Origin of the sequence: Stackebrandtia soli, assembly GCF_965137155.1 — a bacterium.
In the GTDB taxonomy this organism is placed as follows: domain Bacteria; phylum Actinomycetota; class Actinomycetes; order Mycobacteriales; family Micromonosporaceae; genus Stackebrandtia; species Stackebrandtia soli.
The window spans coordinates 35739-59502 of the sequence record NZ_CBCRZX010000007.1 but is presented as its reverse complement, the minus strand read 5'-3'; the positions used below and the strand labels follow the sequence as shown (position 1 = coordinate 59502).

Annotated in this window: 19 protein-coding genes; 8 read left to right on the top strand and 11 right to left on the bottom strand. The window is 66.8% G+C overall.

The genetic code is table 11. From position 1 onward, the window contains the following. Positions 1 to 12: 12 nt before the first annotated feature. From ACM9NP_RS06570 to ACM9NP_RS06555, 4 genes are read right to left on the bottom strand one after another with little or no spacing between them, the layout of a single operon-like run. Complete coding sequence (locus tag ACM9NP_RS06570; protein WP_415645698.1) at positions 13 to 1035, bottom strand: ABC transporter permease; 1023 nt, start codon at positions 1033 to 1035, stop codon at positions 13 to 15. Then, positions 1032 to 2105 carry an ABC transporter permease gene (locus ACM9NP_RS06565; RefSeq protein WP_415645697.1) on the bottom strand — a complete coding sequence of 358 codons (1074 nt, stop codon included), beginning with the start codon at positions 2103 to 2105 and terminating at the stop codon, positions 1032 to 1034. The genes ACM9NP_RS06570 and ACM9NP_RS06565 overlap by 4 nt, the downstream gene beginning before the upstream one ends. Then, entirely contained in the window at positions 2102 to 3604 is a 1503-nt protein-coding gene (locus tag ACM9NP_RS06560) for a sugar ABC transporter ATP-binding protein (RefSeq protein ID WP_415645696.1), read from the bottom strand. The genes ACM9NP_RS06565 and ACM9NP_RS06560 overlap by 4 nt, the downstream gene beginning before the upstream one ends. Further along, positions 3601 to 4686 (bottom strand): Gfo/Idh/MocA family protein, encoded by a 1086-nt coding sequence (locus tag ACM9NP_RS06555; RefSeq protein ID WP_415645695.1) that lies wholly within the window; start codon positions 4684 to 4686, stop codon positions 3601 to 3603. The genes ACM9NP_RS06560 and ACM9NP_RS06555 overlap by 4 nt, the downstream gene beginning before the upstream one ends. A 180-nt stretch (positions 4687 to 4866) precedes the next feature. On the opposite strand from ACM9NP_RS06555, the gene ACM9NP_RS06550 reads away from it, so the two are divergent. Together ACM9NP_RS06550 and ACM9NP_RS06545 are read left to right on the top strand one after the other, a co-directional pair. Next, entirely contained in the window at positions 4867 to 6057 is a 1191-nt protein-coding gene (locus ACM9NP_RS06550; RefSeq protein WP_415645694.1) for an ROK family transcriptional regulator, read from the top strand. 79 nt (positions 6058 to 6136) lie between these two features. After that, a complete protein-coding gene (locus ACM9NP_RS06545; protein WP_415645693.1) occupies positions 6137 to 7903 on the top strand; it encodes a beta-N-acetylhexosaminidase in 1767 nt (588 codons plus the stop codon). A 163-nt stretch (positions 7904 to 8066) separates the two neighbouring features. Here the strand turns inward: ACM9NP_RS06545 and ACM9NP_RS06540 are convergent, their stop codons facing one another. Beyond that, entirely contained in the window at positions 8067 to 8825 is a 759-nt protein-coding gene (locus tag ACM9NP_RS06540) for a class I SAM-dependent methyltransferase (RefSeq protein ID WP_415645692.1), read from the bottom strand. Between the two features lie 298 nt (positions 8826 to 9123). Between ACM9NP_RS06540 and ACM9NP_RS06535 the strand changes: the two genes are divergently transcribed. Then, entirely contained in the window at positions 9124 to 9723 is a 600-nt protein-coding gene (locus tag ACM9NP_RS06535) for a C39 family peptidase (protein WP_415645691.1), read from the top strand. A 361-nt stretch (positions 9724 to 10084) separates the two neighbouring features. Here the strand turns inward: ACM9NP_RS06535 and ACM9NP_RS06530 are convergent, their stop codons facing one another. After that, positions 10085 to 10546, bottom strand: coding sequence for a mycothiol transferase (locus tag ACM9NP_RS06530; RefSeq protein WP_415645690.1), 462 nt, complete (start codon positions 10544 to 10546; stop codon positions 10085 to 10087). A 365-nt stretch (positions 10547 to 10911) separates the two neighbouring features. Between ACM9NP_RS06530 and ACM9NP_RS06525 the strand changes: the two genes are divergently transcribed. Beyond that, positions 10912 to 12147: an NAD(P)/FAD-dependent oxidoreductase gene (locus ACM9NP_RS06525; protein WP_415645689.1), complete on the top strand. Its 1236-nt coding sequence runs from the start codon at positions 10912 to 10914 to the stop codon at positions 12145 to 12147. A 227-nt stretch (positions 12148 to 12374) separates the two neighbouring features. After that, positions 12375 to 12797, top strand: coding sequence for a hypothetical protein (locus tag ACM9NP_RS06520; protein ID WP_415645688.1), 423 nt, complete (start codon positions 12375 to 12377; stop codon positions 12795 to 12797). A gap of 108 nt (positions 12798 to 12905) precedes the next feature. Here the strand turns inward: ACM9NP_RS06520 and ACM9NP_RS06515 are convergent, their stop codons facing one another. Beyond that, positions 12906 to 13556, bottom strand: coding sequence for a S1 family peptidase (locus ACM9NP_RS06515; RefSeq protein ID WP_415645687.1), 651 nt, complete (start codon positions 13554 to 13556; stop codon positions 12906 to 12908). A 310-nt stretch (positions 13557 to 13866) separates the two neighbouring features. Here ACM9NP_RS06515 and ACM9NP_RS06510 point away from each other — a divergent pair, with 310 nt between their 5' ends. Beyond that, positions 13867 to 14142 carry a DUF2277 domain-containing protein gene (locus tag ACM9NP_RS06510; protein WP_415645686.1) on the top strand — a complete coding sequence of 92 codons (276 nt, stop codon included), beginning with the start codon at positions 13867 to 13869 and terminating at the stop codon, positions 14140 to 14142. Positions 14143 to 14146: 4 nt separating this feature from the next. On the opposite strand, the gene ACM9NP_RS06505 is transcribed toward ACM9NP_RS06510, so the two are convergent. Next, complete coding sequence (locus ACM9NP_RS06505; protein WP_415645685.1) at positions 14147 to 14932, bottom strand: hypothetical protein; 786 nt, start codon at positions 14930 to 14932, stop codon at positions 14147 to 14149. 333 nt (positions 14933 to 15265) lie between these two features. After that, positions 15266 to 16147: a DUF4349 domain-containing protein gene (locus ACM9NP_RS06500; RefSeq protein ID WP_415645684.1), complete on the bottom strand. Its 882-nt coding sequence runs from the start codon at positions 16145 to 16147 to the stop codon at positions 15266 to 15268. A 203-nt stretch (positions 16148 to 16350) separates the two neighbouring features. On the opposite strand from ACM9NP_RS06500, the gene ACM9NP_RS06495 reads away from it, so the two are divergent. Beyond that, the gene (locus ACM9NP_RS06495; protein ID WP_415645683.1) at positions 16351 to 19962 is read left to right on the top strand and encodes an nSTAND1 domain-containing NTPase; all 3612 of its coding nucleotides are present in this window, start codon (positions 16351 to 16353) and stop codon (positions 19960 to 19962) included. 78 nt (positions 19963 to 20040) lie between these two features. Then, entirely contained in the window at positions 20041 to 21219 is a 1179-nt protein-coding gene (locus ACM9NP_RS06490) for an MFS transporter (protein ID WP_415645682.1), read from the top strand. A gap of 569 nt (positions 21220 to 21788) precedes the next feature. Here the strand turns inward: ACM9NP_RS06490 and ACM9NP_RS06485 are convergent. Both ACM9NP_RS06485 and ACM9NP_RS06480 read right to left on the bottom strand, forming a co-directional pair. Further along, the gene (locus ACM9NP_RS06485; protein WP_415645681.1) at positions 21789 to 22214 is read right to left on the bottom strand and encodes a YbaB/EbfC family nucleoid-associated protein; all 426 of its coding nucleotides are present in this window, start codon (positions 22212 to 22214) and stop codon (positions 21789 to 21791) included. 122 nt (positions 22215 to 22336) lie between these two features. Further along, positions 22337 to 23710 carry an MFS transporter gene (locus tag ACM9NP_RS06480; RefSeq protein ID WP_415645680.1) on the bottom strand — a complete coding sequence of 458 codons (1374 nt, stop codon included), beginning with the start codon at positions 23708 to 23710 and terminating at the stop codon, positions 22337 to 22339. Positions 23711 to 23764 lie beyond the last annotated feature (54 nt).

Here is a 23764-nt window from a genome sequence, read left to right as displayed (position 1 = left end):
GGAGCTTTTCTCCTATGTGGTCGCCGCGTCGGCGCGCGGCGTTGCTGGCAAGGGGGACGGGGTGGCGCGGTTGGAGCGTTCGCGCGCGGCGTAGGCGACCGCGGCGATGATGATGACGCCCTGCGCCACAGGACGGACGGTGGACTGGACACTCAGTTGGTTGAACAATGTGAACAGTGCTTCGACGGTGAACGCGCCGAGGATGGCGGCGCCGACGCTGCCGCGTCCGCCGCCGAGGACGACCCCGCCGAGGACGACGGCGGTGATCGCGTCGAACTCCAGGCCGTCGCCCACCTTCGCGGTGACCCCGGCGTAACCGCCGATGAGGATCGCCGCGACGGTCGCGAGCAGCCCGGACAGGATGAAGGCCGTGATCTTCACTCGACCGACGCGAACGCCCGCGAATCGGGCGGCGGTCGTGTTGTCTCCCACGGCCATGAGGGTGCGCCCGCCGGGTGAGCGCATCGCGAGGACCGCGATGGCGCCCAGGGCCACGATGATGAGCGCCGACCACGGCACCGTTCCGATCCACGGAACGTTCTCTATGCCGTTGCGTCCCGCGACCCGGAACGCGTCCGACAGGGAGCCGGTCGGCGCCCCGCCGGTGAGGAGCCGGATCGCGCCGAACAGCACGAGCATCATGCCGAGCGTCGTGATGATCGACGGTACCTTGAGGACGGTCGTGATGGCGCCGTTGACGAGCCCCACGAGCGCTCCGATGACGAGCATCAGCGCGATGACCCCGACAGTCAGGGATTCCTCGCCGTCGATGAGCAGCGCCGCGAGGACGACCTGCGCGCCGACGAGCGAACCGACCGACAGGTCGAACTCGCCGCTGACGATGACGAAGTACTGCCCGATCGCGAGTACGACCAACGGCGCCGCCTGCTTCACGAAGGTCATGAGGCTCGCCGGTTCGGCGAACGACGGGTTGATCGTGAGGATCACCGCGAAGATCAGGACGAAGAGGATGGCGACGGTGCCGGTCCCGGTGGCGAGCCGGCCGAGGACGCGTCGTGGTGCTGACGTGTTCATGCCTGGCCTCCTGTGGTCGCGACGCGTGCGGGGGTGTCGTCGGCGGGTTCGCGGGGTTTCGGTGGCGCCGTTCCGGGGCCGAACCTGATCCGTCTCGGTCGGGCCGATAGGGCACGGCGGGCGTAGATGCTGACGGCGGCGATGATGATCGTGCCGCGCAGCACGTCCTTGACGAACGGGTTGACCCCGAGGATGTTGAAGATCGTGTCCAGTGTGGCCAAGATGAGGACACCGGCGACGGTTCCGGCGACGCCGCCGCGCCCGCCGAGCAGGTACGTCCCGCCGAGCACGACGGCGGCGATCGACTCCAAGTCGTAGCCAGAGTCGTAGACGAGGGCGCTGCCGGTCCCGAATCGGGACGCCAGGAGCAGACCCGCGACGCCCGCCGCGAGGGCGCACAGCACGTGGGCGAGGATCAGCGTCCGTCCCGTGCGGATTCCCGACATCCGGGCGACGTCGATGTCGCCGCCCGTCGCGTAGATGTGGTGTCCGGTGCGAGTTCGGGCGAGCATGACGATCGCGGCGCCCGCGACGGCCAGCATGACGAGTGTCGACAGTGGTATCCAGCCGATCCTCGTGTAACCGAAGGCGCGGAACGCCTCCGGCACGTCACCCGCCGGTCCGGCGTACCGCGTGTCGAGATACCCCTTGAGGATCAGCCCGACGCCGAGGGTCGCGATGAAGGGATTGACCTTCAACGCGGTCACGATGACGCCGTTGACAAGCCCGATGAGCGCGGCGGCGCCGAGGGCCGCCGCGATCGCGATCGGGACGCGGTTGACGTCGCCGTTCATGGTCGTGGCGGCGATGAGGCTCGACAACGCCATGACGTAGCCGACGGAGAGGTCGAGAGACCGACACAGGATGACGATCGTCTGTCCGATGGCGACGAAGCCGAGGAGGCTCGACCGGGTGAGCATGTCGACCAGGTTGGCGCGGTCGAACAGGTTCGAGCCCTCGGACGCGGCGACGATCGCCCCGATGCCGATGATCGCGACGAGCGCCAGGTACACCACGGCGGTCGTCGACAGGCGGCGCCGCGCCGGGCGTGCCATCGTCAGCGTGCTCATTGTTCCTCTTCCGGGTCTGGTCCGGTGTGTCCGGTCGCTGCCGCCATGACTTCTTCCTCGGTCGAGTCACTCGACATGTTCGCGGCGACGCGGCCGTCCCGCATCACGACGAGCCGGTCGGCGAGACCGAGCAGTTCGGGGAGCTCCGAGGTGATCAGGACGATCGCGACGCCGGTGGCGGCGATGTCGCGGATCAGTTGGTAGACGGTGTGTTTGGCGCCGATGTCGATGCCGCGGGTCGGCTCGTCGAGGATCATCACGACCGGTTGCGTCGCGAGCCATTTCGCGAGGACGACCTTCTGCTGGTTGCCGCCGGACAGCAGCCGGACGGCCTGGTCGGGGCCACGCGAGACGAGATGCAGTTGCGCGAGAGTCTCGGTGATGCCGCCGAGGGCGTGGCGTGATCGGCGCGGAGTCACGGCGTCGAGGACGAGCCGGGCGTTCGCGGAGATCGATTGATGCAGGGCCAAACCCTCGGCCTTGCGGTCCTCGCTGACGAGCGCGACACCGGCGCGGATCGCCTTGCGAGGCGAGGTGGCGGAGACGGGTCGGTCGTCGATGGTGATCGTGCCCCGGCGGAACGGCGCGATCCCGAACAGCGCGTGCGCGATCTCGGTGCGACCGCTGCCTTGCAGGCCGGCCAGCCCGACGATCTCGCCCCGTCGGACGGTCAGGTCGATCCCGTCGAGTTGGTCGTTGCCGCCGCCACGGATCGCCAGCCGGACCGGCGCGTCCTCATCGACGGGCGTCGGCTCCCCGAACAGCGTGTCGAGGGTGCGTCCGACCATGCTGCGCACGAGCCCGTCGGCGTCGGTGTCCTCGATTCCGGCAGTGCTGACGAGCCTCCCGTCCTTGAGGACGGTGACCGTGTCGCACAGGTCGAAGATCTCCTTGAGCCGGTGCGACACGTAGAGAATCGTCAGACCGCGATCGCGGAGCCGCTCGATGAGCCGGTAGAGCAGCGCGACCTCGTGCTCGGCGAGCGCCGCCGTCGGTTCGTCCATGCTGACGATGCGCGCGTTGAGCGACACCGCCTTGGCGATCTCGACGACCTGTTGCTGCGCCACCGACAGGTCGCGTACGAAGGTGTTGGGATGTATGCCGGTGACACCCAGGTCGGCGAGGAGCTCGCCCGTGCGAGCTCGCATCGCGGCCCGGTCGACGAAGCCGTACCGGCGCGGTTCGCGTCCAAGGTGGATGTTCTCGGCGACGGTGCGGTCGGGCAGGAGGTTGAACTCCTGGAACACCGTCGCGATGCCCGCGCGCTGCGCGTCGAGGGGGTGCCGGAAGGTCGTGGCCGCGCCGTCGAGTTCGATCGTCCCCCCGTCGGACGTGTGGACGCCCGCCAGGATCTTCATCAAGGTCGACTTGCCCGCGCCGTTCTCACCGACGAGCGCGTGCACGCTGCCGGCCTCGATGTCGAGGTCGATGCCATGCAGGACTTGGTTTCCGACGAAGGTCTTGTCGATGCCGCGAAGCCGTAGCAGGGGAGTGGTCATGCCGGAACCTCCACCCAGGAGCGTCGGTGCGCGGAGTCGAGGACGGCCTCCGCGATCGTGGCGGCGCGCAGTCCGTCGCGGAACCGGGGCAGTCCGTCCGGCGCGCCAGAGGTGATCGCGGCGCGGGTGTCGGCGACGAAGGCGTCGAAGCAGTCCTGGTAGCCCTGCGGGTGCCCCGCCGGCAGCCGGGTCATTCGGGCCGCGTCGTCGCTGAGCGTCGCCGGATCGCGGACGAGCACACTGGACCGTTCCCGGTCGCCGAGCCACAGCGTCTCCGGTTGTTCCTGGTCGAAGGAGAGCGTCTCGCGGGTACCGGAGATCTCCAGGAGCAGCCGGTTCTTCCGGCCCGCCGACACCTGACTGATGACGGTGCTGCCGACGATTCCCCCAGCCGTCGCGAACTGCATCGTCACGACGTCCTCCGTGGTGACGTCGACGCCACCGCGCTCCGGGTTGATCGTCGCCAGCTGCGCCGACAGGGACGTGATGCGGTCGCCGGAGACGAACTCCATCAGGTCGCACCAGTGGGAACCGATGTCGGCGAAGGCCCTCGTTCGTCCTCCGAAGCGTGGGTCGACGCGCCAGTTGTCGTCATCGGGGCGCAGCAGCCAGTCCTGGAGGTAACTGCCATGGGCGAGGCTGAGTCGTCCGACGGAACCGGAGGCGACGCGGTGTCGCGCCTCGCGGACCATCGGATGGAAGCGGTAGACGAAGGGGACGGTCGCGACGAGGTCGGCGGCTTCGGCCCGTTCGGTCAGCGCTGTCGCCGTCGCGACATCGGTCGCGAGCGGTTTCTCGCATACGACGTGCTTTCCGGCGGCGAGTGCCTGCGCCGCCATCGGGGCGTGCAGGTGGTTCGGAGTGCAGATGTGGACGACGTTGACGTCGTCGCAGGCGAGCAGCGCGTCGAAGTCCGCGAAGGCGCGGTCGGCGGCGAACGGGCCGACGTGGGCGCTCGCCGAACTCGCGCTCGATCCGGCGACGCCGATGACGCGGCCGCCCGAGGACTGGATCGCGCGTGCGTGAACCCGCCCCATGAAGCCGGTGCCGACGACTCCCGCGCGATAGTCGTCAGTGGACACGGCAACCGTCCGTTCAGGACTTATGAGGGGGTGGGGGTGCTCAGGGGCTGCCATGTCGATGAGGCTAACGAGACTTATGCCGAGTGTCAAGCAAAAGTTGCCGGGATGAAAATTGTTAGTTGCAAGTCGTGAAATCTAAGCACCCTATGATTCACTAGACGCGTGACAAAACACCCGGTGATGACGCCCGTATCCTCCGCAACCGCGCCTGCCGCGGCGACCGGCGCGGGCACCCTCCTCCAGCTCCTTCGCGACGGAACACCCCGCACCCGATCCGAGCTCGCCACCGTCACCGGCCTCGCCCGCTCCACAGTCACCCAACGCGTCGACGCCTTGCTCCGCAGCGGATTCATCGCACCGACCGGTGAGGCCGCCTCCACCGGTGGCCGTCCTCCGACCACCTTCGCCTTCGACGCCGACGCGCGCGTCGTCCTCGGCGCCGACCTCGGAGCCACCCACGCTCGCGTCGCCGTCACCAACCTCGCGGGGACCGTCCTCGCCGAGAGCAGAGACGACCTCGACATCGCCCTCGGCCCCACGGCCGTCCTCGACTGGGTCATCGACCGGGGCCACGAACTCCTCGCCGAAGCCGGCCACGGGACCGCCGCGCTGCTCGGCGTCGGTGTCGGGCTGCCCGGCCCCGTCGAGCATTCAACCGGCCGAGCCGTCAACCCGCCGATCATGCCCGGTTGGGACGGCTTCGACGTGCCCGGCTACGTCACGAGCCGCTTCGCGGGCCCCGTCCTCGTCGACAACGACGTCAACATCATGGCCCTCGGCGAATACACCGGCCATTGGAACGCCGCCGACGACCTGCTGTTCGTCAAGGCCGCCACCGGAATCGGCTGCGGCCTCGTGCTGGGACGAAACGTCTACAGGGGAGCGCAGGGTGCCGCCGGCGACATGGGACACATCCGTGTTCGCGACGACGGCGCCCCCTGCCGCTGCGGCAACACCGGCTGTCTCGAAGCCGTCGCCAGCGGCGCCGCCATCGCCGCGTCACTATCCGAACAGGACATTCCCGCCGTCGGAGCCGCCGACGTCGTCGAACACGCCCGCGCCGGGAACCTCGTGGCGCTGCGCCTGATCCGCCAGGCCGGACGCGACATCGGCGAAGTCCTCGCCGCCGCCGTCAACCTGTTCAACCCGTCCGTCATCGTCATCGGAGGCGCCCTCGCCTCCGCCGGCGACCACCTCCTCGCGGGTGTCCGCGAAGTCGTGTATCAGCGCTCCCTTCCGTTGGCGACACAGCATCTGCGCATCGTCCAATCGCAGACCGGAGAACGTGCGGGCGTCGTCGGAGCCGGGGCGATGGTCGTCAACCACGCCCTGCAGGCCGACCGGGTCGACGCGATGCTCGCCGCCCAATGACGGTTCACGCGCCCACATCCTGAAACAACCCCGCCGGGAGTCTTGGCCAGACCGTGTCGCGGCACTAGGGTGACCTCGCATGACCCCCGATCTCATCCTCCTTCCGCACCCTCGGCAGTTGACCTACGGCGGGGACGGACCCGCCGCCGACACCCCCGTGTCCTGTGTGGTCGACGATGAACTTCCGGAACAGGGCTTCGAACTCGACCTCGGTGCCACCGTCACCCTTCGGCATCGCGACCCCGCCGGACTGCGCTACGGCCTCGCGCTCCTGGACCAGATCCGCGCACAGTCGACGGAACGCCTGCCCGGCCTCAACATCCGCGACTGGCCGGACTTCGGCATCCGGGGCTACATGCTCGACATCAGCCGAGGCCGCGTCCCCGCTCGCGCCACACTGGAGCGTCTCGTCGACGTCCTCGCGCTCGTTCGCGTCAACCAGCTCCAGCTCTACACCGAACACACCTTCGCCTACACCGACCACGAGAGGGTGTGGCGGGAGGCGTCACCTCTGACCGCCGCCGACATCGCCTGGCTCGACGCCGAATGCGCCGCGCGCGGCATCGAGTTGGTGGCCAACCAGAACAGCTTCGGCCACATGGAGCACTGGTTGAAGCACCCCGAATATCGTGACCGCGCCGAAAGCCCCGACGGCTTCGAACTGTTCGGCGCGCACCGGAACGCCTCCACATTGGCCGCCACCGAGGACAACGCGGAGTTCGCCCTAGGTCTCCTCGACGAACTGCTGGGCCACTTCACCAGCCGCACCGTCAACATCGGCTGCGACGAGCCGTGGGAGTTCGGCAAGGGCGCCAGCGCGGCGGCCGTCGCCGAACGCGGGCGCGGAGCCGTATACGTCGAACACCTCAATCGGCTGATCCGTCCCCTGCTCGCTAAGGGACTCGACGTTCAATTCTGGGGCGACATCATCGCCCACTACCCCGAACTCGTCCCGCAGTTGCCGGACGGCGCGACCGCCGTGGCGTGGACGTACGAGGCGCCGCGCGATCCCTCCGATCCGATGCCCTGGCCGGAGACGAACCTCGACGCGTTCCGCGCGGCGGGGCTGAATCCCGACGACCTCACCGCCGGATTCACCCGCACCGCGCAGGCGTTCATCGAGGCGGGTTACCCGTTCTGGGTCGCTCCCGGAACGTCCACCTGGTTGTCCCTTGTGGGGCGTATCGACAACGCGCGGGCGAACCTGCGCGACGCCGCCCAGGTCGGCGCGGCCAGCGGCGCGACGGGCTATCTCATCACCGACTGGGGCGACCACGGCCACCTGCAACCTCCGTCGGTGAGCGTCCCCGCGGTGGCCTACGGTGCCGCCGTCGCGTGGTGTCTCGACACGAACGCGGAGCTTCCGCTGGCGCGCGCCGTCGACGCCCACGTCTTCGGGGATTCGTCCGGGCGACTCGGCGCGACCCTCGAGAAGATCGGAACCGCCTGGGGCCGAACGGGACTGCACGCGTTCAACGCGAGCCCGTTGCAGCAGGCGCTGACCGGAGCCGGGCTCAGCGTCTTCGGCGACATCGACACCGATGGCGTCCGAGCGGTCGTCGCCGACCTCGACGACGCGCTGGTCGTTCTCGACGGGCTCGATCTGACCGCTCCCGACGGCGACGCCGTCATCGCCGAACTGCGCGCGGCGATCCGACTCGCCCGGCATGGAGCCCTTCGACTGCTCGTCCGCGCCGATGAGTCCGCAGCGGACTCCGCAGCCTTGCGAGCGGACCTGGCGGAGTCGATCGACCTGCACTCCGACGCGTGGGACGCGCGTTCCCGCAGCGGAGGCAAGGAGATCGGGATGAGCGCGCTCGCCGCGACGCTCGCCGAGTACGCGTGACGGGGAGCCGGGGTGCGTAGTCGTGGCGCGCCCCGGCTCGCTCCAGATCTGTGCGAGCCGCGAGCCAGGGTGGTCGAGATCCACCCGCGATCTCCCGCGTCGGCGAATCGACGGCCGGGCCGTGAACACAGTGTCGCCCCGGTCGTTCCGCCACGAGGTGGGTCTAGGCCATCGCCTCGAACGTCCACATGGAATCGTCGCGGTGCGGTGGTCGGGCCTCATAGCCGCCGAAGGCCGTCACATCCCGGAATCCGGCCTCCCGCAGGAGGCCCGCGAACTCGGCCAAACCGAAGCACTGCAAGGCGAACAGCTGCAACTCGGTCGTCACCAGGCTGCCGTTCTGCCACAGCTCGTAGCGCTGCCAGCGGGTGACCCGTTGCGTGACGGCGTTGTAGTCGACGTGCCACGTTTGCAAGGTCAGCAGATCCTCGCCACGCCACCAGTGCCGAATCGGACCCGTCTCCGTCGACACGTCCAACGGCGGCACGTCCACCAGCAATCGCCCGCCTGGGCGAAGACTGCGTCGCATGTGCCGCAACGCTTTCACCGTCGCGCCCCAACCCGACAGGAGCATGATCGAACCGGTCGGAATGACGATCGCGTCATACGCGGCCTCGGCGACATGCGTCTCCATGTCGCCCGAGGTGAGCTCCGGCGTCAGGTTCCGCTCGGCGCAGTTGCGTTGACACACCCGCAGCATGTGCGGCGAGGCGTCGAAACCACGCATGTCGAAACCGGCCTCCAGCAAGGGAATCAGGAATCGGCCCGTGCCGACGGCCGGCTCCAGTATCGGGCCCGTGACGTCGGCCAGGCGATCCCCGTAGAACTCGATGTCGCCGAAGGAGAACCCCACGGGCTTGTCCAGTTCGTAGACCGCCGTCGCCAGCTCGCCGTAACGCCAGCTCTCCGCCGATTCGCTCACGGACCGTCCTTCCTGCTCGAGTGCGCCACAGCAGATTACGTCGAACGGCTCGCGAGCGCGAGCCCCGAACGGACACTGATCGATGAAATCACTCCATCACTCCTTGTGTTTGGCGCGTGGGGAAGCCGAGTCGTGCGCCGCGTGTCGGGGCCGGTGAGTCGTCTCGGCTCATCCTTTCCGTTCTTGCTGTCGGGCCGTTCGGGTCCTTGCCGTGCCTACTGACCTGCGGTTGGATGGTTCCGGTCGCCTACGGTGATCGCCACGACACCCCGATAACTCAACCGTCAACGGAGCCGTCATGCCCTCCCGCCGCCTGCGTGAGTACGTCACCGCTGCCGTCTGCGTCGCCGCCACAGTCAGCGGATTCCTTGCCGTCGGCTCCGTGCGCGCGTCGAGCCAACCGGACCCCGGCACCGTCGAACACGTCCTCGACTACGACTATCAGGTGCAGGAAACCGGATACTGGTGTGCTGCGGCAGCCGCCCGGATCGCGCTCAGCGCGCGTGGAATCGAAGTACCCCAAGCCGAACTCGCGGAGTTCATGGGCGTCACCCCCGACATCGGACTGCCCTACATCGAGAACCTGGAACGGGCGCTCGACACGTACACCGGCGACGGCTACTACGAGGTGAAGTACGCGGCGAACCACCCGGACCTGCGAGAGCGTCTACTGTGGGATGTCCGCTACAACATCGACCGCGGTCACGCCGTCGTCATCAACGTCATCCGCATCGGCGGCGCCTACTTCCCGGGCGGTCACTACGCGACGATCGTCGGCTACCGCGACGGCGGGTCCGAATACCTCGTGGCCGACCCCGCCAACGCCGACCGCGCCCACGCGTGGATCCCGGCCGCCGAGATCTCCAACGGCATCAAGTTGTACCGCTTCGTCGCTTAGGGCGTCTCGTTGTCCCGGGCCCGCGAGGCGAGTGGCCGGGCGTCACTCGGCAGGACCGACGGTGTTCGACGCCATTGCAATGCTGGAGCAGGTTGCGGGGGTATCGACAACGTGGCCGATGGCGTTGGCGCCTCAGTCGAGCTGCCGGGTAACGAGACAACCCTTCTATGGCGAGTGTTCTTGTTCGTATCTCAACGGTTCCCCGGGCATTCGCGAGAGCGAAAGTGTTCGGCGAGTACCGGTGTCGGGTATCCCTCCGACGAGTTGAACCTGGATGGGACCAGCGCCGGCCGGGGTCGGCGGAAAACGCGTCCTCGCGTCGCGCTTGCCGCAGCGTCCGGCCGTCGGAGCGCCGCGTCGATCACCCCAGCTGGGCCGTCGTGTTCGCCCCATCGATCGATTCGCGGACGATATCGGCATGACCACTGTGGTGGGCCGTTTCGCGCAGAAGGCGGATCAGCACCCCACGCACCGTGATGTGCTGGACCTCGTCGGGAGCCCACGGCACCTCGGGCAATCGGACCCGCCGAGCGAGATCCGACTCTTCGGAGACCGCCGCGTCCGTAGCCGCCGTCGCCGACCGATAGGCCTCGATCAGCTCGGCCGCCGTAGTGTCCTTCGGCCTTTCATGCTGCTCCATGTCCCACATGCCGTCCGGAGTGGAACCGTCGCCGCACACCATGATGTGCGTCCACACGCGCTCGGCCGGAGTGAGGTGACGCAGGATGCCGCCGAGCGTCAGGGAACTCGCCGAGGCCGCTCGGCCGACCGTGTCGTCGTCGATGCCCCGCATCGTGATGAGGAAGTCGTCCGCTGTTCTCACAGGGCGGTCGACAACTCATCGCGTTCATCATTCATCGTCATCCGGCGGACGATAGCCGGAGGCTCGACCGCGCCGTTCGAGCATCCGGCGGGTCGGAAGTCCGGTGGTGTCGCCACCTTCTCGGTGTTGACGCACGTCGGTCGAGGGCGCTCGTCCCTTCCCGCGCCGAAAGCGTTGCGGGCAGGGATATCCAGGCGTACCTTTCGCCCTGGCGGGCCCCATCGCGGGGCCCGAGTTTCCCCGAAGAGCGCGACACGCCGAGTCGTGATTCCCCCAAGACGGCGTCGAGCGCCGATCGGTCGACCATCCTGGAGTGGCCTGTACCAGGGAGGCCACGTGAACACGCACGCCGAGGAGTCGTAGCCATGAGTGAGCAGTCCTTCGTCATCATCGGGGGTGGCTTCGCCGCCGCCAAAGCCGCCGAGACACTGCGCGCGGAAGATTTCACCGGGCGCGTCACCATCATCGGCGCCGAAACGCACACGCCCTACGAACGCCCGCCGCTGTCGAAGGGCTACCTGCTCGGCAAGGACCAGCTCGACGTCGTCTATCCGCACGACGACGCCTGGTATCGCGCGCACGACGTGGGGCTGCGGCTCGGCCACGCCGTCGAACGGCTCGACCCGTCTAGCCATCAACTGACGTTGTCCGGCGGCGACACCCTGAGCTTCGACAAGGCCCTGCTCGTCACGGGTTCGCGGCCCCGACATCTCGACCTGCCGGGCACCGATCTAGACGGTGTCCTCTACCTCCGCACGATCGACGACTCCGAACGGCTGCGTTCGGTTCTCGGCGACGGTGTCCAAGTCGTCGTCATCGGCGCCGGTTGGATCGGGCTCGAGGTCGCGGCGGCGGCCCGGTCGTACGGTGCGACCGTCACCATCGTCGAACCGCAGGAGGTGCCGCTGTCGAACGTGATGGGCAGCCGGATGGGCGACTACTTCGCGGCATTGCACCGGGAGAACGGCGTCGAGTTGCGGCTCGGTACCACCGTCGACCACCTCGATGGAGAGGACGGCCGCGTCACCGGCGTCGTCACCGGCGACGGCGCCACGATCCCGGCCTCGGTCGTCATCGTCGGCGTTGGCGTCGTGCCGAACGTCGAACTCGCGGAGCGGGCCGGGCTCAAGGTCGACAACGGCGTCGTCACCGACGAATGGCTGCGCACCAGCCATCCCGACATCTACGCGGCGGGGGACGTGGCGCGCAGCTTCCGGCCGTTCTACGGAAGCCATGTTCGCGTCGAGCACTGGGGAAACGCGCTGGAGACGGGGCCTGCGGCGGCTCGCAACATGCTCGGGCGTCAGGTTCCCTTCGAACAGATCCCGTACTTCTTTACCGACCAGTACGACCTGGGGATGGAGTACGTCGGGTGGTTCCCGCCAGGTGGGTTCCACAAGGTGGTCATTCGCGGCGCCGTCGAGGAGAAGAAGTTCCACGCCTTCTGGCTCGACCACGATCGCGTCGTCGCGGGAATGCACGTGAACCTGTGGGACGAGGGCATCGACCCGGTTCGCGACCTGATCCGCGGTCGAGCGATCGTGTCGCCCGTCAAACTCGCCGACCCGGGGATCCCGCTGGCGGAGGCGACCGCCGACTAGGGTCCGTCCTGTGAACCTTTGTGGATTATCGGAGCCAGATCATGGTGGCGGCGATGGTGAGGCCGGCTTGGTAGAGCGTGCGCGTTCGGCGTCCGCCCGACTGTCGAGTAGCGATGGTCATACCCCGGCTGAGCATCGAGTTGCCAAGCGGCGCAATGGCTGTGGCTGGTAACGGCCGTCCAAGAACTCGCTCGACCACTGCTTGTATCGCCCGCTAGGTTGTGCGCATGACGAACGGTGATACCGGTTTGCGGGCCTTTCGCGTGGGAACGATTCGTGCCCAATTGCGCGTGCTGCGGTTGTGGGATGACCTTGAAGGCATGATCGAGGGCCCGGCTCGGCTGCATCGGCGGTTCCGGCTCATGCAGTTCGACGCACGGCTGGCAGAAACTTCAGGGCTATATGTGCACAACCTGGATGAGATCCGAGCCGACGCCGCAGGGGAAATCGACACCTGGCTGCCCCGCGGGCGGGCTCAGGCCCGGCTGACCGCCAACTGGCGGCCCGAAGGGACGACCGAAAACGGCCAGACCAGCCTGTCCGTGGAGTGGTTTCAACAGCCCGCCGAGGATCCGTTCACCCGTCTGGCCGAGATCGTGGCCCCGCTGGATTGGGTCTCCCTGGCCAAGTTCGAGCCTGACGAGGCCTGAATCGTGTCCGGTGTGGATCAACGGACAACCCCTGGTCGATCCCTCGAACGTCAACCTACTGCGGGTGCTCGGGTTCGATATGGATGGTCGCGGGTCCCGTCGCGATGCTCAGGACGTGATGAGACTCAGTCCCGGCGCCTCCGAGAGGACGCGGCTCAGCGGATAGAAGTAGCTCGCGCCACCCGACGAACAGGAGCCTGATCCACCGATACCGATGCCCTGCGCCTGTGTTGCCGACATGTAGACCGCCCCCACGTCGCCGGGCTCCACGCACACGTTCGTCCGGGTGACGCCATTGATAGTCCCCTGTGGAAATGAGATCGTGACGTTCTTGGCCTGGATCACGCCGCAATGCCAACCGCTGGTGGAACCCGATCGGCACACGGAAGCACCCACCGGAGCCTCGGCACCGCCCTCGATCGGCGAGCCGTCGGCGAGTTCGCCCGCCGCGCTCCACCCGTCGTCCAAGTCCACCCACAGCCATGTCGGACTCGCGGCCACGGCCGCGACGACGCCGACGCGCACCGACGGATAGAGGTATGCCACGTCTCCCACCTCGCCGCAGCCCCGGAACGCGAGAAAGCCGTCGCCCAATGTGGCGTGTCGGACGGAGAAGCCGGTCACGCACTGACCGCCCGAATCGGTGTGGAATGCCATTCCGGCGCGGATCACCTGCTCGGCTTCGGCCGCCGCGCTCGTGGAGACTCCCCACAGGATCGACAGGCTCGCCAACAGGACCACCATCGCGCGGTGCACCATGACGTCTCTCCATTTCGGGCATTGAATGGGTTCGTCATATCGAAGGATATCGATTGTCGCGGTGGTCGGCTCGGGCAGTCATTCACTGAACGATCCCGTGAGCTCCTCGGACGGCGCGACGCGTCCCGAGACGCGTTCCGAGTGAGACGGTCGTCATGCGCGGGAGGAGACGCGAGACTCCCGACGTCCAGCCGCGTCGAGGATCACGAACGTGGAAGCGACGACGAACTCATTGACCCCATCGGCCCCGGTACACCCCGTGAGCATCGCGATTCTGGCGAACGTCGTACCTCGGACCTACCGTGGAGTCATGTGTCGAAACATCAAACGCCTGTACAACCTCGAACCGACCGCGAGCCCTGAGGAGATCCGTGGCGCAGCGGTGCAGTACGTCCGCAAGGTGTCCGGGTCGACGAAGCCGTCGGCCGTGAATCAGGACGCGTTCGACGCCGCCGTCGACGCGGTCGCCGACGCCACCGCGACCCTGTTGGAGTCGCTGCGCACCTCCGCGCCCGCTCGCACGCGTGAGCAGGAAGCCGAGCAGGCGCGCAAACGCGCCGAACGGCGCCTCGCCGCGCAATCCTGATCGCCTAGCGTCCCCGGTCCGCGCGCAGGCAGTCGGCGAGGATCGTGCGCAGCGCCGTCGCCGCCTCGCGCTGTTGCGGCGTCAACCATCGACCTTCGCCGAACAGGTGCAACGCGGCCGTGGCGGCGTGCCGGGGAATCGTGATCTGTTCCGCCTGGTCGGTACGGACCCGGCCGACGTGACGAGGGTGCGCCCGCCGGACCTCGGACCGACGCTTAACCGGAATGGTGTCCACCTTCCTGCGCGCCGACGGATTCGGGGCCGCGGTGAAGTACGCCCGCAGACTGTCCACGACCGTGCGCTCCCGGTTCCCCGTGAGCAGTGACGTCCATGATGTACATTCGCTGAGCTGCCCGGACCGCGCGCAGCACACGATGTCCCCGAACAGCACCGCGTTGACCACGTGCATCCGCACCGCGTCGATGTCTCGGCGCTCCGCGAGACTCGCCTGAGAGAGGGTCTTCGCGCACAACGCCGACAGGAAGCGGTCGAAGCCATGCGGCGCACCCACCGCGTTCGTCAGGATGTCGATCGTGGACTCGACGCCCTGAGCGAGCGGATCGAGGCCCGCCACGAGCGCGATGAAGCGAAGCGTCCACGCGTCCCCGTCGACGGGGACGGTTATGTCCGCCATCGCCTTCTCCGCGGCGGGAATCATCGGACAGCCCGCTATCGCGTCGACCGTCCACTGTCGGGGGCGCGATGAATCGGGTGAATTCGTCGGGAATGGACGATCGTCGACCGGTTCATCGAAGGCGCGAAGTTCGGTGGTGGATCCGATGCGGGACATAAGGTCAAGGATGCCTCAGTACAGCACGCTAATCATTGCCGCCCGTTGCGTAGCGGCGGTGAGGCGCTCGATGCCGAACCGTGATCGTCCGCCACGGTCACGCGACAGGGAAAGCTGAGAGTCCGCTGTAAACATTGGACACGGTTCACTGGAATCGTTGTGCCTCAGACGTTCTCGACGAACCGTACCGAAAGGACACCTTTCGGGCGACCTCATTTCCGGCAACCGCCAGGGCGCGGTGGCTCGATCACGAACGATCCGAGGTCACGAACGAGTGAGGGTGGCGCCGGACCGAGTCCGGACACCACCCTCACGATCGCTCGTCGCGAGCCGTCACCACTGCGGGTTCTTCGGCTCGACGGGCGGAGGCGCGACCGTCGCCACGACCGGACGACCGGCCCGTCGACGCCGCAGGTACCACCACAGGCCGAGCACTGGAACGCTCAACACGATCAGGAACGGCAACAGTATTCCGACGACGGTCAGCAGGGTCTTGCCGACCGTCAGGAACGCGGCCCAACCGGACGCCAAGCCCTCCCCGAAACCGTCGGGCCCGTCCGACACCGGCTCGGGCGCGGTCGTCGACGAGATCGTCACGGTGATCGTCGAGTACGACACTGCGTCCGCCATCGCGCGTTTCGCCGCCTGCAACGCCGCCAACTCCGACTCGCGAATGGTCAGTTGCTCCTCGATCGAAACGATCTCGTCGAGCGTCGTCGTGTCGTCCATGAGTTCCCGAACGCGATCGACGCTGACCTGCTTCGATTCGATGGCGGTGTCGATGTCCGCCGTGGCCTGGGTGACGTCCTCGGTCTCGATCGACCGGGACACCTCTTCGCCTAGTTCCGCGAGACGTTCCAGAGCGTCCGAGAAGGACTCCGCCGGGATCCGCAGCGTCACGGTCGCGTATGTGCCCCGTTCATCGCTCCGACGATTGTCGTTGGCGACGAATCCTTCCACGCCCTCGATCGCCGCGATCGCCTCGTCCGCCCTCGCGAACGGATCATCGGCGCGCAACGCCAACGATCCCGTGTAGATCACGGCATGCTCGGCGGTGAAACCGACCGGCTCGCCGCGTTCGTCCGTCGCACTGTCCCCGGGCTCGTTCTCGACCTGAGCCGGTGCCGACGCGTCGTTCGAGCCGCCGGCCGAGCACCCCCCGAGCAGGACCGCCGCGAAGCCCACCACCCACAATGTCGTCCGTCGTCGCGTCATCGTTGTCACCTCTTTCCGCGAGCGCCATCGGATGCGACATCGCACCCATGCCCACCATCACCTGCCCCGCTACCGAACCCATAGCGGAACCGCATCCTTTCCATCACGCCTGCCACCACCCACAACGCCTCCACCACCCCGACATCCCCTGTGTCCGTTAATATCCGAATACGGGTGTCACCACTGCGGAGGGAAATCGCACCGTGCATCAACCGAAACACGCGCCCTTCGATCTCATATCGCTCATGCTCGGTCTCTATCTCGGCGTACTGGGCAATCTCGTCACGGGTGACCCCGATGACTGGTGGACACCGTTCCAGTGGATTCCGGACGTCGCCGGATACCTCTTCTGGTCCAGCGTTCTAGTCATTGCGGGCATGTGGGGTTGGCGATGGTCGCGGACCCGTCGCATCCGGCATTGGCGTTCCGACCTCAGTCCGTACGCTGGTCTTCAGCCGTACGATGCAGATCGGACGCAGGTCTTCTTCGGTCGGGACGGGGAGATCGCCGAGATACTGAAAGGCCTCCGGCACCAGCGGGGATCACGGGCCGGCCAGGTGATCTCGATCGTCGGTCCGTCCGGGAGTGGGAAGTCCTCACTTCTGCGAGCGGGCGTACTGCCCCGGTTGGCACCTACGCAGTGGTCGATCGTTGCGCCATTTCGGCCCGGTGGCGACCCCTTTCGTAACCTCGCCTGGGGGTTGTCCTCCACGATGGATGGAACGGCGGTGGACCCGCATCGGCTCAATCAACAGGCACGGATTCTTCGTCAGGAAGGGAATCGCGCCCGAGCCGAGAGTGGCTACCGTCCCGAGAATTTCGCAGCGAGCCTGCGCGTGGCACGGGGCAACGCGTCCAGAATTCTGCTCCCGATCGACCAGTGCGAGGAGCTCATCACTCGCTCGACGGTGGAGGAGCGCGACTCCTTTCTCGCTCTTCTGAAGGCGGCCGTGTCGACCTTGCCCGAGGTGTCCGTCGTTCTCACCGTGCGCACGGAGTACCGTGACGCGTTCGGCGCAACCGCGTGGCCGGAGCTGCTCGAGCGCCCGTTTCCTGTGACTTCCCTGGGGCCTCGGCAGCTCCGAGAGGCGATCACCCGACCTGCCGAGGCCGCTGGCCTGACCTTCGACACCGGTTTGGTCGACGTCATTGTCGCGGATTCGACGATGCCGGGCGCGCTTCCACTACTAAGCCACCTGCTAGAAGCCGTCTCGGCCGGTCGTCGGCACATCACCAACGCCGACTATGACCGGGTTGGCCGGGTTGCCGGTGCCATCACAAAGGACGCAGATCGCAGCTACGACGAGCTCCGCGACGTTCATGGAACCGACACCGTGGACGCCGTGCTGCTCGACTTCCTTGCGTGGAGTGGTGACACCGCGGTCATTCGCGAAGTTGAACGGACATCATTGTCCGATGTGGCGGCGGAGATCGTCGCCGTTCTTCAGGACACGCGGCTGGTCTCCGTCCGCCGCGACGGTGTCACCTGCGCCCTCGCTCACGACGCATTGTTGACGCAGTGGAGTGCACTGGCTCGGCTGATAGCCGAACATCGAGACGATCTGATGGCCCGACAACGGATCGAGGATCGCGCCGCCGCGTGGACGGCTGAAGGCCGACCCTCCGACGATGTCCTGACGGGTCGATCGCTCGTGAAGGCGCTCGCGCTGTCCTCCTCCCTCTCCTCCGAGGTGGTGGAGTTCATCGCCGAATCGAGACGCGTGGCGGCGGACGAGGCGATGCGTGGTGCAGAACGGGCCGCCGACTTCGCCCGACAGCATCGGTTCAGCAGCCCCGGGCTCGCGGTCGCGCTGGCCCGAGCCGCCGTCGAACAAGCCCCAACTAGCCAGTTGGCGCAGTTGACGCTGTGGGGCTTGACCACCGAGCCGACAATCGACCGTTTCGCATTGGGGCACACTGGAAAGGTCACGTCGATCATCTGGCTTGACGACGAGCGGTTCCGAACCGCCAGCGTCGATGGCTCGATCTGCACCTGGGATTCGAACGGGAAGCTCATCGGCTTCACGACCATTCCGGGTGTGGAAAAGGGCGAGTCACTCCTATCCGCGGACGGCAGTCGAATCGCCACTGTGTACAGGGACCGCGTCGTTCTCAGGCACGTGGAATCTGGCGTTGACTATGCGACGGGGAGATGGTCGGCTCGAGTGAGTGACTTGGCGTGGGCACCTGATGGTGAGCGTATGGCGGATGTTGCGGGGCGGGGTGTACGGATCCTCGACGGGCCCCGCGAGGATTTCGGCATCCCATTGGACAAGCCCGCGAGTGGGGTGTGGTGGTCGCTCGATGCGCGACACCTCGCCTTGGTTTCTGGGGATGCCGTTGTGATCATGAGGGTCTCCGATGGTTGCGAACTTGCGAAGCTTCCTCTGGTCGGTCTGGTCTGGTGTGTGGCCTGGTCCAGTGACGATCGTTGCGCCCTGGTCGTCGCACCGATGAACTCATTTGGCACCCAAGAGATACTCGTCTGGGACTGGCGCCACGACGGGTCGCTCGATCGATGGTCGGTCCCGCGTACCCGCTCTCTAGTTTGGTCTCGTGATGGTCGTCAGTTGTACGGCGTGGTTTCTGACGACCAAGCGCAGGGGCGGCTTAGCGGAGTCACCAGCTGGGAGGTTGAGTCAGGGCTCGAATCTGGCTACTGGGAGGGCGATTACGGAATGGGGGACCTGTCACTCTCTCCAAACGGCGCGCGATTGGCTGTTGTCGACAGCGTCGTGGTGAATGTGTTGGATTGTGAGCGCCTCCGTCCGTTGATTCGAACCTTGAACGCACCGACCCGAATGTGTTTGTCTCCCGACCGGACACGTCTAGCGGTGAGCGCGTCGAGAGAAGGACGTCTCCGAGTTCACGGCCCAACGGTGGACGACGGTCGTTTGGAGAAGTATCCGAATCTGACGGGTCAACCCGTATGGTCGCCGAACGGCGCCTTTATGGCATCTGAACACTTCGACAGAGACGAGCGGCGGTCATGGATAGTCATTCATAACGCGACGACATTGAGGACACACGCGATCTTTAATGGGAATGCCGACACGATCGGTGGCATCGTCTGGTCTCCGGACAGTTCCGCGCTCGCCGTGACCATTCGGTCATCCGATTCGGAGCGGAAACGCGAGGTGGTCGTCTGTTCCGTCGCCAACGGAAAGACGAGAGTTGTGATGGATAAGCCAGCTTCGACCACAGGTCCGCTGGTCTGGTCACCAGACGGTTCGCACCTTGCTTCAGCAATTGCTGGCGGGGCCATGTGTCTGTGGACTTCGGCAGCCGGAGAACTCGTTCGAACCGTGGAACTCGGGATCCATACCGACCGGCACTCGCGGGCCGCGTCGATAGTCGGGTGGTCCCCGGATGGCGACAGGATTGCCGTCGTTATTGCTGGCACGGTCCTTCTTGTGGATGCGACGACGTGGGAGGCCACCGTACGTTTCACCGAACATAGTGGAGATGTTCAGCGGCTCTGCTGGTCGCCTGATTCGCGGCGCGTCGCCAGTATCGGCTACGACAAGATGATTCGACTCTGGCGAGCGACTGACGGTCGGCAGGAAGCCATCATCGACGTTGCTCGATCTGTTAGTTACGAGGATCTCGCGTGGTCGGCTGACGGGCAGTCCATCATGCTCACTACGGGCGACAACCGGCTGCGCACCTGGACCCTCCCTGACCTCGCGGATCCATCCTCGCTGATATCGGGCACGACCGTCGACTATGTCTTGACGGACGCCGACCATCAGCGGTTCGGGTTGGCCGTCTCGCCTGTCAACCCGACGCAGCTGTTCGGTGAGGTGGCAATGTAGGCCGCGGGTTTTCGGGAAGGCTCTTTACATTTTTGGGTGGGGCGGCTTTGATGGGGACTGGGATACCGGAGGTCCGCCGTGTTCAAGAAGCTCCTGCCACTCGCCGTCGCCACGTTCGCGGTGAGCACCGACAGTCTCGTCATCGCCGGGCTGCTCCCCGAGATCGCGAAGTCACTCGAAGTCTCGCTGTCGGCGGCGGGCCAGCTCGTCACCGCCTTCGCGCTCACCTACGCCATCGCGGCGCCAGTGCTCGGCGCCGCGACCTCGGCACTCGACCGCCGCACGGTCCTTCTCATCGCCATGGGCGTGTTCGTCGTCGGTAACGTGCTCGCCGCCGTCGGCGAGACCTACGCGGTCGTCCTCACGGCGCGGATCATCTGCGCGCTCGCGGCGGCACTCGTCTCGTCCATCGCGATGGCGACGGCGAGCGCGCTCGCGCCGCCGGAGAAACGTGGCCGGGCGTTGGCGCTCGTCACGGCCGGGATGACGCTCGCGACCACCGCCGGTGTTCCCTTGGGGACGCTGATCGGCGGGACGGATTGGCGCATCACGATGTGGTCGGTCGCGGCGCTCGCGGTCGTCGCCGGGGTCGGCATCCTCGTCGGTCTTCCCCGGGTGACGTTGCCGAGCGCGGTCCTGGCGGATCGCCTGCGGCCCTTGCGGGATCCGGGGGTGCTGGCGATTCTGGCGGTGACGCTGGTGATCCTCACCAGCGGATACGTGCTGTACACGTACATCGGGGCGGCGGTTCGCCCGGTGACGGGGGGAGAGACGGTCGGCTTGACCGTGGTCCTCGTTGCGTACGGCCTCGGGTCGATCGTCGGCAACGTCGTTTCGGGATTCCTCACTGATCGCTTCGCTCCGGTGCGGGTCCTGCTCGCCGGTCTCGTCGTCCTCGTGACGACGCTCGCGCTCACTCCACTGGTGACGATGAGCATGGCGTCCACTCTGGTGTGGGCCGTCGTGTGGGGGGCGTCCGGGTGGCTGACTGGCCTGCCACAACAGCACCGGCTCGTGACCCGCGCGCCGGAGGCCTCCGCTGTCCTGTTGGGACTGAACGTGTCGGTGCTGCAGCTCGGCATCGCCGTCGGTGGCGGAATCGGCGGGCTGATTCTGCAGTGGGGGAGCGTGGTCTGGCTCGGGATCGTCTCCGCCGCCATCGCGGCGGTCGCCTTGCTCGTCACGATTGCGACGACCCGAACGCGAACGCCGTCTACGAGCGAAGCCGTGGTGGCGGCGCCGGCGCCGGCTCCCTGAACACCTGTCATGCTTCGAATCGACGTCCCGCGATCCGGGCGACCGCGGTTGAGTACCGCCATTGATCCGGTATGGACCGTTTGTTGTCGACTCCGTGTCCAGCGCCCGACGAAGCGACGGTGTCGTCGCCGTGCGATACCGTGCGGCGCATGGGCGACACCGGCTATCGGCCGACGGACTCCGAGCACGATCGGCTCCTGGCTGCCTGCGACTCGATGGTGGCCCTTTGCCTGGGGTAACTGGCATGTCTCGGCGGAAACTGCTATGTGGATGATCCGCGTGAACGGGTCTCGGAGAGCGCCCACTGGTCGAGGTCGGCGCTCCGCTTGGACGGCTCCAATCGTGACGCCGCCCGTTGCCGGCCTCGGTTCTGGTGCGCGAGTTGGGAACCATGGCGTGGCGGGACGACCCGTGGAACGCCGAGTGGTGCGAGGAGCTCGAAGACATCGACGGCTGGAACCCGTTCACACCGGCTACAACGACGATCCCGCGGCGTATTGACCAAAGTAGATCGAGCTAAGTGCCTGACCTCCAATGGATCAGTCGCGACCGCGTGTGACACTCCCGCGTCAGCTCTCCCGGGGGCGCAATTGCTGTTCCAGTCCCGAGACGATGGCGCGTCCGGTTTCCGATTCCGTCCCGACCGTCTGTTCCATGACCAGTCGGGCGCCTTCGATGACCTTGTTCTGTGCCGCGCGCATCGTCGAGAGCACCTGCTGGGCGATGTCGTCGGCGGGCTTGTCCCGCACCGACTCCTTGAAACGGATCTCGGTGACGACCCCTTGACTGTTGACCGTCACGCGGATGTCGTTGTCGCCGTTGACCGACGAGACGGACAGGCGCTCCATCTTCTCGGCCATCTCCAGCGTGTCATCCCGAAGCTTGTCCGCTCGCCGCTTCCAGTCGTCGATCCACTCACGACCCGTCAACACCCCGCCCGTCATCGCGACCAACTCCCTCTCGTCTCGGTCCGGCGGAGACAGCACCGCCGTCACGCCGGTCCGTCACACCGGTTCGGCGCCAATGGTATCCCCGCGACGCATCCCACGGACCGATCGAGACGGCGTCGCGGGCCCGTCGTCGGGCATCCGACAACCGGTGGCGTCGTGATCCGTCTTCAGCCGGGTTGCGTGGCCAGAATCGTTGGGCTCGATGGCTTCGAGGCCCGGTTGGCGAGGACCGCGACAACCGCCAGCAGCGATACCGCGCCGGCGATCAGCGCCGCCCAGTGAAAACCTGTCGTGAAGTCGTCGCCCGCCGCCACAACGGAACCGAGGAGGGCCACACCGAGCGCCATTCCGGTCTGTCGGGTGGTGTTGATCGTCGCCGAGGCGATGCCGGAGCGTTCGCGCGGCACGGCCGTGACAGCCGCGGTCGTTGTCGGAGTCATCGAGAATCCCATGCCCGCTCCCATGAGGACGAACCAGCCGATTGCGACCCAGTATGAGGTGTCGGGTGTCAGCGATACGAGCCCGATCAAGCCGACCGCCGATGTCAGATAGCCGGTGAGCATGGGGGCGCGCGGTCCGGAGCGACCCATCCAACGTCCGGCGATCGGCGCGACGGCGGCGGTCGCGAGGGACATCGGAACGAACGCCAACCCCGTTTCGATCGCCGTCAAGTTCTGCGCCTGCTGCATGAACAAGGACAGGAAGGTGTAGATCGCGTACGGTCCGAAGCCGAGCGCGGCCGAGGCGAGGTTCATCGTCGCGAAGTTGCGGTCGGCGAACAGCCGTACCGGCAGCATCGGGCGCGACTGCCGCAGTTCGACGGCGACGAACGCCGCGAACAACGCGATACCGACCCCGACGCCGACGAGCGTGACCGCGTCGCTCCAGCCCGTGTCGCCGGAGCGGATCAGACCGTAGGTGAGGAGGCCCAAAGCGCCGACGGCCAGCGACTGACCGAGAGGGTCGAGCGAGGCGTGGGTCGGGTCGGCGCTCTCCGGGACGGTGAACAGGGCCGCGATCAGGGCGATCACACCAATGGGGACACTGACCCAGAAGATGGCCGGCCAGTCGTAGTACTCGATGAGGACGCCGCCGGCCACCGGTCCGATGACCATGGCGATCGCCGATAGCGATGCCCATACGCCGATCTTTCGGGCGCGCTCGACCGGGTCGGTGTACGTCTGCGCGAGGATCGACAGCGAGCCCGGTATCAGCATTGCGGCGGCGACGCCCTGCACGAACCGTCCCGTGATGAGCGTGGGCAGGTCCGACGCCAACGCGCACAACACCGAGCCCGCGAGAAAACCGGCGATGCCGATGACGAACAGCCGCTTGCGCCCGAAACGGTCACCGAGCGCGCCGCCCGTCAGGGTCAACGCGGACAGGCAGATCGTGAACGCGTTGACGACCCACTGCAAGCCGGACAGGTCCGTGTGGAGGTCCGTCTCCATGGCGGGGAGGGCGACGTTGACGATGCTGATGTTCAGCATCGCCATGAAGTTGGCCGCCGACACCGTGGCCAGGATCAGAGTCTTGTTCACTTCTGAATCTTGCAGCCGTCGGAGTCGGATGACGGTATGAGCCTGCTCACCGTT

Bases quoted from the DNA above. Each gene is read 5' to 3' on its own strand.
- ACM9NP_RS06570 (WP_415645698.1), bottom strand. From the start codon at position 1,035: ATGAACACGTCAGCACCACGACGCGTCCTCGGCCGGCTCGCCACCGGG.
- ACM9NP_RS06565 (WP_415645697.1), bottom strand. From the start codon at position 2,105: ATGAGCACGCTGACGATGGCACGCCCGGCGCGGCGCCGCCTGTCGACG.
- ACM9NP_RS06560 (WP_415645696.1), bottom strand. From the start codon at position 3,604: ATGACCACTCCCCTGCTACGGCTTCGCGGCATCGACAAGACCTTCGTC.
- ACM9NP_RS06550 (WP_415645694.1), top strand. From the start codon at position 4,867: ATGACGCCCGTATCCTCCGCAACCGCGCCTGCCGCGGCGACCGGCGCG.
- ACM9NP_RS06545 (WP_415645693.1), top strand. From the start codon at position 6,137: ATGACCCCCGATCTCATCCTCCTTCCGCACCCTCGGCAGTTGACCTAC.
- ACM9NP_RS06535 (WP_415645691.1), top strand. From the start codon at position 9,124: ATGCCCTCCCGCCGCCTGCGTGAGTACGTCACCGCTGCCGTCTGCGTC.
- ACM9NP_RS06525 (WP_415645689.1), top strand. From the start codon at position 10,912: ATGAGTGAGCAGTCCTTCGTCATCATCGGGGGTGGCTTCGCCGCCGCC.
- ACM9NP_RS06520 (WP_415645688.1), top strand. From the start codon at position 12,375: ATGACGAACGGTGATACCGGTTTGCGGGCCTTTCGCGTGGGAACGATT.
- ACM9NP_RS06515 (WP_415645687.1), bottom strand. From the start codon at position 13,556: ATGGTGCACCGCGCGATGGTGGTCCTGTTGGCGAGCCTGTCGATCCTG.
- ACM9NP_RS06510 (WP_415645686.1), top strand. From the start codon at position 13,867: ATGTGTCGAAACATCAAACGCCTGTACAACCTCGAACCGACCGCGAGC.
- ACM9NP_RS06505 (WP_415645685.1), bottom strand. From the start codon at position 14,932: ATGTCCCGCATCGGATCCACCACCGAACTTCGCGCCTTCGATGAACCG.
- ACM9NP_RS06500 (WP_415645684.1), bottom strand. From the start codon at position 16,147: ATGACGCGACGACGGACGACATTGTGGGTGGTGGGCTTCGCGGCGGTC.